Genomic DNA, 10,535 nt, shown 5'->3' with positions numbered 1-10,535 from the left:
GGATATGTGTCTAAGAGACAAGCCTACGGCTTACAACGGGCCTGACGGCCCGTTGGGCGCCGCTGACGCAGCGTCAGCCGGGGGTGACGGCTGCGCCGTCACCGTGCGTGGTGTGACCTCGGCTGCGCCTCGGCAGGTGGGTGGGTGGCTAGGAGAATTCGCCGGTGGCGAATTCGCGGGCTAGGTGCGCGCCGTTGGGGCGGGCGTCGGGCGTCGCTGCGCTCCGCCTATCGGGTGGCTTTTCCCCGGGCCTACGGCCCGTCAATCGACCGGCTTTCCGGCTTTGTTGGGCCGGTGTTTTCACGGCCCTACGGGCCGGTTTGCTGTCAGGGTTTCCCGAGCTGCGCCGGGGGTGAGCGTTGACGATGTGACGCGAAATTCGGGTAGTAGGCCATCCCCCCGATCGGGCGGGGGTGCCGGCCGGGGCCTGCGGCCCTCGGCGTTGACGATGTGTCGCGGACTTCGGGTATCAGTCACAACCCCACCCCCGGGGGCCCTCCCCCGGTCCCGGCCGATGGCCGGTCCGCCGCCTGATTGCTGGGCTGGCGGCCCATCCGGCGCCCCCGGGGCGGGGCCTGCGGCCCTCGGGAAACACCTTGGGGGCACCGGTCCGGCTCGGGCCTCCCCGGCCCCGGTGGCGGGCCCTCACGGGCACCCCGTTCGGCGGCCCCTGACAGGCCCTCAACCGCAGACTCCGGATCGGAATCCGAAGCGTATCCGGCGGCGTTTCACCGGCTTTCGTGCCAGCTCTATCGTACCGGTTCCCGTGCGGGCGCTGGAGGCGAACAGGCAACCTCACGGCAACCGTCCATCCCGGCTCTATTCGGCCGCACTTGCGGCGGGAATGCTAATTCCCTTTCTCTCCCTTTCAGGCGGAAATCCTTACCCCTTTCGGGGCGCAGTGGTGAGGAATCGAATTCTGGCACGCCGGAAAGTGGCCTACAGCCCTCCATGCCGACACGGAGACCGCCCTTCCAGACCGCCCAGGAAATCCCGACCAGCGTCACCCTGGCAATTCCCGGAGTGGCGACACCAAACCAACACCGGACCAGGATGGCCACCAGGGCGGGGCGCAGCGGGGCACTGCACCGGGCGGGCGGGCCGGACGGCCGAGACGGGCGCAGCGGGACGGCCTGGCGGCCGACCAGGACGGCGGCCAGGGTCCCGGCAACGGACCAGCGGGGCGCGGCACCGGGCAGCGGCCCGGTTTCGACATCGCCGAGATGGATGGCACAGCGGTCTGCGCCTCTTGTAGCGCAGGGCCGCCTCGCGCCGCTTTGTGTAGCTTGTGCCCGCGGGGAGATGCTGACGCAGTGTCAGCTATCTTCCGCACACACGTCGGGGAGCCTCCGAGTCGGCTAGTGCATGCCGGCACTGACCTAAGGGGCTCCCCGACCAATACCCGACTGTCTAGCAACAGGGAGTACCAACCATGGAGCCTAACGCCCAACCCCCCAGCCCGAGCCGAGGCGACCGCAGCCGGCGGTGGAGCCGTCACGCCCGAACCCTGGGCCGACGTGCCCTCCTCGGCGCCGTCTACGCCGCCGGCAGCCTCCCCATCACCCTGCTCGGCCACTGGCTCATGACCCGCTGAACACGGCGGCCAGCCTCGTCCTCAAAGTCCAAAGCCGCTGCGCCCTGGCCTGCGACCACTGCTACGTCTACGAGCACGCCGACACCAGCTGGCGCGGCCACCCACGGACCGTCAGCCGCGAGGCGCTGGACCAAGCGGCCCGGCAGATCGAAGAACACGCCGGCCGCAGCGCCTCCCCGCCGTGCACGTGGTGCTGCACGGCAGGCAGGCGCCTGCTGGCCGGCCCCCGGAGCTGCCGCGCCACACGGCGCGGGCGCCGCAGGCCTGACTGCCGCCCGGATGCGCGCTGGACCTTCGCATCCACACCAGCGAATCAAGGTCGGCATCTCGCTGGACGGCGACCGGGCCGCCAACCACCGGCACCGCGCAGCGACCGGAGCAGGGCGCAGCAGGGCGCAGCAGGCCCCGGACGACGCCGGGCCCGACCCCCACCAAACCCGAACACCAGCCCCCAGCCACCGAAATTCCGACCCCGAATCCAGACCACCACCGGCAACAAATCCGCCAAGACAACCCAACCGAATTACCGGCGGAATTCACCCCCGAAAACAGCCCACAACACCAGGCCGACCCCCAAGCAGGCCGACCCGACCCCCAACCCCCACCCACCACCACACACAGTCACCAAACCGGGCCACCGACACCACCCACCCACACCCCCGCCGAGCCCGGCCAGAGGTCCAGACAATACGGCGTGCGCGGCCATTCCACGCCCACCAACACCAACAGGTCACACCTTGCGGCCCCTCACCGGGTAGAGCTTCGCGTGCAGCACCCGTGCTTCCCACCACGGATCGCCCGGGGCGGAGACCAGGGTGGCCACCTGCTCGCGCTTGGTCGGGGCGGGCAGCACCAGGGCCCAAGTCATTTACCGCGCGGGCCTGCACACGTGGGGCATTCTGCAGCCCCCTGCACGGCACTGGCGGTCCTCCCCGCCCTGCCGCTGGTCGCAGTGCGCCCGGTCTTTGCGGTGTCGAGGGAGTTGGTCAGGCAGTGGAGGTGTCGCGGCTGTAGCACCACCAGACCGGGCCTATCGAGCCGTGTTGTCTGCTGCCGGGCCCGGTCGGGGCCGGGTGGGCGGACCGCGGAACCTCCGCTTCGAAGTTGCTCCGGTCGGAGCCCCCGTCGCACGGTGGAGAGAGGCCGGTGTACGTCGTTCAGCCGGCGGTCAGGCGTGGGCTCTGGGAGTGGTCATGGGACTTTCAACCGGCGAGGATTACAGGGGCGTCCTGTCAGGGCCTGAGGCAAGAAAGTTGATCAAGCTCATCTTCTTCAGTAAGGACTGGATCAGCCGGCGTGTCGACTCGGTCCGGTTCCCGGACGGGCTGACGCTGCATCGGCAGGTGAGCGTCGATTTCCTCGTGCCGGAGGAGTTGCCCAGAGTCCGACTGCGGCACGGAACCGGGTTCACGCTCCTGCCGATCGCCCTTCTCCGGAAGGAGGCCATGGTCAACTTCAGCTTCTGGGACAGCAAGAACAACCCCTACACAAGGTCCCCCGGGAGCTAGGGCGGTCTGTCATGAAGATCATGCTGGTCGAGTGGGCCGTGGTTCTGGGCTCGACCTACGCAGACCACCCGGAAGTACTGGCGGATTGCGCGGACGAGGTCCTCAGGGAGGACTACGACGAGAACCTCGAGGAATCCCTCGAGCCCTTGCTGGAGAACGCCCTGCGGTGGGGATTCCCCGACTCGTCCCGGGCTCAAGCCTTCCTGGTCCTGGCCCGCATGCTCTCGCGTAACTTCATCCTGTTCGCTGCCTTCGAGGAGCCTCCGCAACCCGGGACCCGCATGATCGTGAAGTACCGGTACGACCGCCCGCTCGACTTCTACACGACGGCCCGCCATGGACGATGGATGTCGCTGGAGCGGCTCAAGTACTTGGCAAAACGGTTCATCGGCGTCGAATACATCGACCTTGTGATCAACGCTTCCAACTCTGCCTATGCGCGGTCCTACCACTTCGAGCTGACTACACCCAAGGACGTCGGGCTGAAGGGCGCCGGACTGTTCGACGAGGCTTCCGAGGCGGAGGGCAAGGCCGTGAAGTGGCTCGGCCCCGACACTAGCTGGGCGCCGCACGCCACCAGGTTCGGCATCTACCCGATCACGACCGTGCCCTGGGGCACCCGGGGACGGGCGTTCTTCCGCATCGCGCCGTTCCGGACGCTCTGGATGGTAGCCGTCCTGTTCGCCTCCTTGTTGATAGCCGGAATCCTCTTCTTCTGCTTCACGGACAGGCCCACCATCGAGCAACGGTCCGACGCCGTGTTCTCCGCAGCCGCACTCTTCCTGACGGCCTTCCTGCCCACGGTGCTGGGACGGGAGGAGATGAGCTTCGCCCGCCGCCTGCTCGTGCCAACCCGGATCGTCGCCGCGGCGGTGAGCACGATACCGGTGATCGTCGCGATGGGGATTGTCAGCGACGCATCGTTCTTCAAGTACCAACCGACGCTGACAGTTTGGCTCGCCGCCATCGCCTCAGCCATCGCCTTGCGGCAACTGGTCGCCGTCTGCTTGTCGGTCGGGACTACCACCCGAATATACGGCCGCTGGATCGACCGGCTGATACATCCCTTGGACCGCCGACGCAGCTCGCAGTTCATCCGCGGGGCCGAACTGCTCACCAGCTCCCGCCTGGACGAGTACCGCTATGAGCACGAGTTCCTCAGGTCCGGGAAGACTCAGGACGTGATCAAGAGTGCTGCCACGGGAGCAGGACCAGCCACCGCAGTCGTATGCCGGATCATCTGGACGGACCCGTAGAGAGCGGCCAGTCGGCTCCGCCGGGATACGACAGACGCTGCCGTGGATCAAACGGTGACCGGACTGCGCGAGGTCATTGCCGCCCTCGCCACACCATCGCCCACACAGTGGTCACACGGCCGCAGAGGTGCCCTCGGTCTCCGGTGCGGTGATGTTGCCCAGCAGACGCAGGGCCGCCTCGGAGGGCGAGCCGGGCTCGGCCGGGTGTGTCCAGTGAACGGCTCTGTCCCGTAATCGGCTCTGTCCCATAATCGGTGGTAGCGCTCTGTAGTGATCACTGGAGGAGGATGCGGTGGCGGAGCAGGGGGAAGCCAGCACGGCCGTGCATCTGCCTCATGATCCGTTTGGTTCGCGTGTTGACGCCTTCGGTGCGGCCGTTGCTGTAGGGGAGCGTGAGTCCCGCGTCGACGGCGGCGCGGTCGAGTTCGAGGCCGTTCGCGAAGGAGTGCAGGTGGGGCAGGTCGGCGGCGCGAACCGTGGTGATCCAGTCGGTCAGCTTGGCGTCGTTGCCCGGTTCCGGGGTCAGTAGCTGGGCGAACTCGCTGGCGAGGCGGGCAAGTTCGGCCATCGCCGGGCAGGTCTGTGTCAGTTCCCGCAGGAGTGCGGTGTCGTTGTCGCGCAGGTTCTCGGGCTTGGAGAGCAGGAGGCGGGTGAAGTGTTTCGGGGTGGTGACTGGCTTGTCGCCCTCCGCGCGGCCCTGGGTGATGTAGCGGTAGAACAGGTTGAGGCTCCCGGTGTAGCCCAATTCCTTGATCTCTTTGAAGAGTTGGAGGAAAGGGACAGCCGGTTCCTCCGCCCGGCGGGCGCGCAGGTGGTCGCGGTAGGGGTCGACGAGCGTGGGCTTGTAGCGGGGTGCGCGGCGGTCGCCGGTGGGCTCCTTCATGCGGGAGTACCGCTTGACGGTGTTCAGGGCGACATCGAGGCGGCGGGCGCATTCGAGCAGGCCGACGCCCTGGTCGAGCAGGTCGTGCACTCGCTTCCAGCGCTCGCGGGTCGTCTGCTCGCGCACGCCCCCGGGTCGGACGGGGTTCACGGCGGCGGCCCAGCAGGCGGTGTGGGAGCGGACCTCGGCCAGGACCCTGTCGCACAGGTTGGACCAGAGGTGCCACCTGTCGCTGACCTGCACCGCTTCGGGCAGGGCCTGGCGGATGGCCTCGCCGTAGCAGCCGGAGCCGTCCCGACAGACGTACTCGACCCCGGGGTGCTCGCGCAGCCACGCCGCCAAGGCCGGGGCGGTGCGTCCGGGCAGGACGTCGATCCGCTCGCCGGTCTCGGCATCGATGATCACGGTCGCGTAGCGGTGCCGGCGCTTGAGGGCGAAGTCGTCGATGCCCAGTACGCGCGGCACCCGCGGTGGCGGCAGTGTCTGGCGCATGAGCAGGCGCAGGGCACTCGAACGGGAGATCGCGCACGTCAGGGCACGGGAGAGGCGGGCGCCCGCCCGGCCCGCTAACTCCTTGACCACCGCGCCGAGCTGGTCGGCCAGGCGTCGGGTGCGGCGCTGGTAGCGCTCCACTACGCCGGGAACCTGCTCGCGGAACGTCTGCCTCGGGCAGCCGAGCACCGGGCAGACCAGACGCCGAACCCGCACCGACACGACGACCCGCCGCCCGTCCACCGGGACATCCGCGACCACCCGACCGTGGAAGCCGTGCACCCGCCTCGTCGGCCGCCCGCACACCGGGCACGGCACCGGATCGTCCCGCGTCCGCGCCGACACCCGGATCACCTCGCCCTCGTCCGTTACCTCCTCGATGACAAGGGCCGACAGTCCTGAAAACACCACGCTCACAAGCTCGTTGACACCACGCACACCATGCCAACGACCGCCGTCACACTTCGTCACCACCGATTACGGGACAGAGCCGAAGACCGTACAGACCCTATCTGCGCTGCCGTGCTGGAGTGGTGATCTGGAGGCCGCTCGGCAGGGGTTGAGTGAGGAGCAGCTGGCCGAGTCGGCTCGGCTGGAGGAGGCTGAGCGGCAGGCCTGTCATGTGGTGTGGGCGGACGAGTACTGGGCCTCGCTGTCGGGTGAGGACCGTGTTGCGGCCCGCAGCCTGCTCAAGCACATCGACGGTGAGCCGGCCGGGGAAGCGGCGGCGTAGCGGTCGGGGTCGTCGGACGCGATGGGGTTGACCGTTTGGTGGTGGTCGACGCCGTTGGTTCCTGCCGGAGAGTTCCTGTCGTCCGGATGTCGGGCGGTGGTCAGTGGGGTCGTGGGATGTGCCGGTTGAGGATTTTTGTCCAGGTCGGCAGGGCGACCGAGCGGCTGGTGTCGCCGGCCTGGGCCTGGGCGAGTTCCAGGAGGGCCGTGGCGAAGGGGGCTGAGGCATCGTCGGCCGGGAGCGTGTGCGTGGCTTCACGCAGCCGGCGGTACGCGGCCAAGAACGCCTCCTCGGCCCGGGCCTGCCGTTCCTTGACCTTCTGGGCGCTGGCCTCCCCCAGGATTTGGTGGATCGTGTAGGCGGGGCAACCGCGGGTGTGCCAGGTCTCGGTGGTGCCGGCGGTGCCGATCGCGAGAGTGCGGATGTCGCCGCTGTCCGGGCTCGCCTGGCAGTCCTCGCAGTCGAGGCGGCGAATGTTCGGCTGCTCGGCGTGGGGATCGCTCACAGGGCACCGGTTCCTTCCCGTGCTGCGGTCCGGGCGTGGGGCGCCCCGCCCTGGGAGCGCCTATCCAACGCCCGCCGAAGATCAAGGTCAACACCTCTGGGCGGGCCCGGTCCGTCAGAACGTGCTGCGCCGTACGACGGGCCGCCCGGGCCGCTCCTGCCCGGGGCCGCGCAGCGCGGCGGCGGCGGTGCGGGTGCGCTCCAGCCAGCTCGTGACCTGGCGCAGTGTGGCGGGGTCGAGGGTGCGGGTGAGGTCGCGGACGGCCTGGTGGTCGTCGTCGGTGAGGGTGTGGAGGCCGGCGCGTTCGAGGGCGGTGTAGAGGGGCTGGGCTGCGGTGCCGGCGAGGCGGCGGTGGGCGACGTCGGTGGTCTGGCGGGCGCGTAGGGCGGCTTCGCGGGCCCGGTCGGCCACGTCCTGGCGGTGGTGCTCACGGCGCAGCGCGTGCTGGAGGGCGGTGTCGTGGTCGGGGTCGTAGCGTTCGGCGCGGGTGGTGGCGGTGTGGTCGTGGATGCGCTGCCATTCGGCGCGGATGGTGGCCGCGGTGGTGTAGGCGGTTTCGTGGCCGGCGTCGGCGTGCCGGTCGGCGCAGCGTTCCTCGAACTGGGCCTGTTCCAGGGCGTGCTGGATGTTCTCCAGGGTCATCCCGGCGGCCCGGCGGCGGACCCGGTGGGGGACGTCGCCGAGCAGCGCCTGCTCCTGGTCGTCGGGCTGGTCCTCGTCGGGGGTGTGGTCAGGATGGGCGGGGTGCTGGGCGAGGGCGGCGTGCAGCGTCGCGCCGGCCTGCCACGCCTCTTCGTGCACGACGGGCTCCGGAACGGTGAGGCCTTGCATTATTCCTGACGTGCCGTATTCCCGGCCTCGTCTGCGGTTCGAGCGCGTCGTCGGGGGCCGGGCCAGGGATAGCCGAGCTGATCGGCGAACTCCTTCGAACCCCCACAGACCTCGGCGACCTCGCGGGGGTCTCCGGCCGTGAGACAGGCCTCAAGGGTGTCGACCTGGTCAGCCGGGTCGTCTGCGGAGATCGGAATGGTCATCCTGAACTGAAGCCAAGGACGGTCTTCCCTGATCGCCGAGCGGCCGGGGTGGAACAGGAAGACGGTGATCTGGTCAGGGTCCCAGTGCCAGGCGGAGACAGCTCCCAGCTCGCATTCCCAGGCCGCCAGCCAGTCGGTGTGCTCCCGAAGCCGCCCCTCCAGCAGCCTGGCGACTGTTCGGGCCGGCCACTCCCAGCTGTGATCCGCCGCGGCCCGGTCGACCTCCGCTTCGTACTGGGCGACGTCGAACCTGAACTCCGGGAGACCGGCCTCCTCCGCAAGCGGGTTGCGCCAGCCGCTCCAGACCACGTGCTGCCCATCGTGCCTGATCGTCACATAGACAGCGCCGCAGCAGGCCTCGGCGCATCCAGCCACAGCGACCCGCACCTCACGAGGAGTGTCGGTCGCATGCAGCAGCGACTTCGGACCCAGCAGATACCGCGGATCCTCCCCTGGGCCCTCCTCGAACACCTCGGCCAGGATGTCTCGTCCGTCGACGATCGGTCGGCATTCCACTGCGGCCCCCCGGGTCCCGAGCGGTGGCACGACGACACGAAGGGACAGCAGATGCAGTTCTATAGTCACTGCCTGATGGTCTCGAAGTCAACGGAAGTTGTCAGTCGCGTTTCTGCTGGGAGGAGCAGGATCCTCCGTTGTGGGCGTCCCAGCCTGGATTCGTCCGATGTCACGGGCGCGGGTGGCGAGGTAGTCGGCCCAAGAGGTCTTGGCGAACCCGGCCCAGCGGACTGCGGTGTAGGGGTGGAGTCCGAGGATGCTCGCGAGCACCGGTGCGGGCAGGTCGCCGGAGAGGGCGGCCACCTGCTCGCGCTTGGTCGGGGCAGGCAGCATCAGCGGGCCCAAGTCCTGTGCGGCGCGGGCCTGTACGCACTCGGGGCACTCCAGCCGGTCCGGCCCGGCCTTCTCCCGCAGCTCCAGGTTCGAGCCCTCCTTCCCCCCGATCGAGCCCCGGCACGTCCAGCACGGGCGCAGCGCGGCGTTGGCCGTGCGGGCGGCTTCCAGCTGTTCTTCGGCCTCCCGTTCCAGGCGGTCCTCCGGCGGCTGTCACCGGTGGGCGGTCCGCGCGCCGACCGCCCACCGGTACGCCTCCAGCAACCCCTGCTCGTTGGTGAACGGTCGACACCGCGCATCAAGCCCTTCCAGGGCGGCGAACACCTCCTCCGCCGACCGCACCCCCACCACCCCCGTGTTCTCCGTCGTCATAACCCGCCGCTAGGAGCGGCCACAGTCTCGTGCTCCCGCGTAGCCGAACTGATGACACCCACACCCGCCCTCGTGGCAGCCTCATTCAGCCGCATCTGCAAGCGGCTCCGCACAGGCATCCCGCCGCGGACCGTGGGTCCGGCCGACCGCGTCGGCGGGACCCACAGGCGGGCGCCGGGCTGCGACCTGGAGGCGGGCGGCGGCCGGGCCGTCCGAGACCGCGCCGGGGCGGCACAGCAGCGGCAGACGAGCCGAACAGCCGACGGCAAACGGCCAGCGGCAGGCGGCAGGCGGCAGGCGGCGGCACAACGGCCGGACAGCGGAACGGCCGGGGCCGGACGGCAGACGGCTAACGGCGGCGATCCGCCAGGTTCCCGCCGAACGCAGCGACACGGCCGGAACGCGGCCGGGCGCAGCGGCCCGGTGCGCGGCCGGACGGCGGCGGCGAACGGCACGCCACGGACGGCCAACGGCAGGCGGCAGCGACGACGGCCGGGACGGGCAGGGCAGCGGGGCGCGACGGCAGCTGGGCCGGGTCCCGGCGGCCAGGCGGCGGCCCACCGTCGAGGACCACGGCACGGGCGGCGGGCAGCACGAGACCGCGGGCCGTGTGACGGCCGGTAGCGTGCTGTCGTGACCTCTCCCGCCATACCCGAGCCGCCATTGCCGACACGGCAGCAGCTGAGAGACCTGCACGACTTCATCGACGGGCAGGCCTACGCCGCTCTCGGCCCCGTCATCCGTATCCCGGGCACCACGCACCCTCTTCAGGACGAGCAGCGCACCGTCGTCCGCAACGCAGTTCAGGCGGTCTTCGCCGCCTCCCGATACCTCTACCAGGCGTTGTGGCACTGCCTCGGCCAGGAGCAGCCAGACCCCGCCGCCCGCGCCTGTTGGGCCGCCCTCCAGGCCCTCGCCACCCCCTGGCGAGACCACCCCGACCTACCCGATCACCTCCGCCCCCTCCTCAACCCACCCACACCCTGACCAGCCAGCCGCGGCCGACCAGGAAGGCCGCCGGGGCGCGGGCAGGGCGGCCGAGCCGGGCGCAGCGTGACGGCCTGGCGGCCGGACAGGAGGTCGATCAGGACGGCGGCAAGGGCGCAGCGACGGGGCGGCGCGGGCGGCCAGCGGGAACCCGCCGAGGCCAGCGGACCGGGCAACGGGGTGCAACACGGCACCGCAACACGCCCGCACGCCCTCGATCCCAGCCACATACTGATCTCGGCGCTTCAAGGTGATTGGCCTGTTTGCGTAGCTGACTGACGGTCATTTGCGCGCTATGCCGTTGGTATGCGCTATGCGGATG

General features: G+C 69.9%; 11 protein-coding genes. 4 read left to right on the top strand and 7 right to left on the bottom strand.

What is annotated here, in order from left to right:
• Positions 1–2,324: 2,324 nt before the first annotated feature.
• Positions 2,325–2,462: a hypothetical protein gene (locus ACFV1W_RS38970; protein WP_380422137.1), complete on the bottom strand. Its 138-nt coding sequence runs from the start codon at positions 2,460–2,462 to the stop codon at positions 2,325–2,327.
• Positions 2,463–2,787: 325 nt separating this feature from the next.
• Here ACFV1W_RS38970 and ACFV1W_RS38965 point away from each other — a divergent pair, with 325 nt between their 5' ends.
• Entirely contained in the window at positions 2,788–3,102 is a 315-nt protein-coding gene (locus ACFV1W_RS38965; protein WP_380422136.1) for a hypothetical protein, read from the top strand.
• An 11-nt stretch (positions 3,103–3,113) separates the two neighbouring features.
• The gene (locus ACFV1W_RS38960) at positions 3,114–4,358 is read left to right on the top strand and encodes a hypothetical protein (RefSeq protein WP_380422135.1); all 1,245 of its coding nucleotides are present in this window, start codon (positions 3,114–3,116) and stop codon (positions 4,356–4,358) included.
• Between the two features lie 274 nt (positions 4,359–4,632).
• Here ACFV1W_RS38960 and ACFV1W_RS38955 read toward each other — a convergent pair whose 3' ends face one another.
• Positions 4,633–6,141, bottom strand: a complete 1,509-nt coding sequence (locus ACFV1W_RS38955) for an ISL3 family transposase (RefSeq protein ID WP_380422139.1) — start codon at positions 6,139–6,141, stop codon at positions 4,633–4,635.
• 151 nt (positions 6,142–6,292) lie between these two features.
• On the opposite strand from ACFV1W_RS38955, the gene ACFV1W_RS38950 reads away from it, so the two are divergent.
• Positions 6,293–6,466 carry a hypothetical protein gene (locus tag ACFV1W_RS38950; RefSeq protein WP_380422133.1) on the top strand — a complete coding sequence of 58 codons (174 nt, stop codon included), beginning with the start codon at positions 6,293–6,295 and terminating at the stop codon, positions 6,464–6,466.
• Positions 6,467–6,566: 100 nt separating this feature from the next.
• On the opposite strand, the gene ACFV1W_RS38945 is transcribed toward ACFV1W_RS38950, so the two are convergent.
• The 5 genes from ACFV1W_RS38945 to ACFV1W_RS38925 all read right to left on the bottom strand — a co-directional run bounded on the left by ACFV1W_RS38945 (position 6,567) and on the right by ACFV1W_RS38925 (position 9,226).
• Complete coding sequence (locus tag ACFV1W_RS38945) at positions 6,567–6,971, bottom strand: hypothetical protein (RefSeq protein ID WP_380422132.1); 405 nt, start codon at positions 6,969–6,971, stop codon at positions 6,567–6,569.
• Positions 6,972–7,085: 114 nt separating this feature from the next.
• Positions 7,086–7,772: a hypothetical protein gene (locus tag ACFV1W_RS38940; RefSeq protein ID WP_380422130.1), complete on the bottom strand. Its 687-nt coding sequence runs from the start codon at positions 7,770–7,772 to the stop codon at positions 7,086–7,088.
• A 29-nt stretch (positions 7,773–7,801) separates the two neighbouring features.
• Positions 7,802–8,590, bottom strand: coding sequence for a hypothetical protein (locus ACFV1W_RS38935; protein ID WP_380422128.1), 789 nt, complete (start codon positions 8,588–8,590; stop codon positions 7,802–7,804).
• 18 nt (positions 8,591–8,608) lie between these two features.
• A complete protein-coding gene (locus tag ACFV1W_RS38930) occupies positions 8,609–8,854 on the bottom strand; it encodes a hypothetical protein (RefSeq protein ID WP_380422127.1) in 246 nt (81 codons plus the stop codon).
• 213 nt (positions 8,855–9,067) lie between these two features.
• Positions 9,068–9,226 carry a hypothetical protein gene (locus ACFV1W_RS38925; RefSeq protein WP_380422125.1) on the bottom strand — a complete coding sequence of 53 codons (159 nt, stop codon included), beginning with the start codon at positions 9,224–9,226 and terminating at the stop codon, positions 9,068–9,070.
• Positions 9,227–9,859: 633 nt separating this feature from the next.
• Between ACFV1W_RS38925 and ACFV1W_RS38920 the strand changes: the two genes are divergently transcribed.
• Positions 9,860–10,213 carry a hypothetical protein gene (locus ACFV1W_RS38920; protein WP_380422124.1) on the top strand — a complete coding sequence of 118 codons (354 nt, stop codon included), beginning with the start codon at positions 9,860–9,862 and terminating at the stop codon, positions 10,211–10,213.
• Positions 10,214–10,535 lie beyond the last annotated feature (322 nt).

The organism is Kitasatospora sp. NPDC059648 (genome assembly GCF_042734825.1).
Taxonomy (GTDB): Bacteria; Actinomycetota; Actinomycetes; order Streptomycetales; family Streptomycetaceae; genus Kitasatospora.
Note: the sequence above shows the minus strand (reverse complement) of the source record. Positions and strands in the feature narration are given on the sequence as shown.

Coding starts and splice junctions, on each gene's coding strand:
- ACFV1W_RS38970 (WP_380422137.1), bottom strand. CDS start 2,462: ATGACTTGGGCCCTGGTGCTGCCCGCCCCGACCAAGCGCGAGCAGGTG.
- ACFV1W_RS38965 (WP_380422136.1), top strand. CDS start 2,788: ATGGGACTTTCAACCGGCGAGGATTACAGGGGCGTCCTGTCAGGGCCT.
- ACFV1W_RS38960 (WP_380422135.1), top strand. CDS start 3,114: ATGAAGATCATGCTGGTCGAGTGGGCCGTGGTTCTGGGCTCGACCTAC.
- ACFV1W_RS38930 (WP_380422127.1), bottom strand. CDS start 8,854: ATGCTGCCTGCCCCGACCAAGCGCGAGCAGGTGGCCGCCCTCTCCGGC.
- ACFV1W_RS38925 (WP_380422125.1), bottom strand. CDS start 9,226: ATGACGACGGAGAACACGGGGGTGGTGGGGGTGCGGTCGGCGGAGGAG.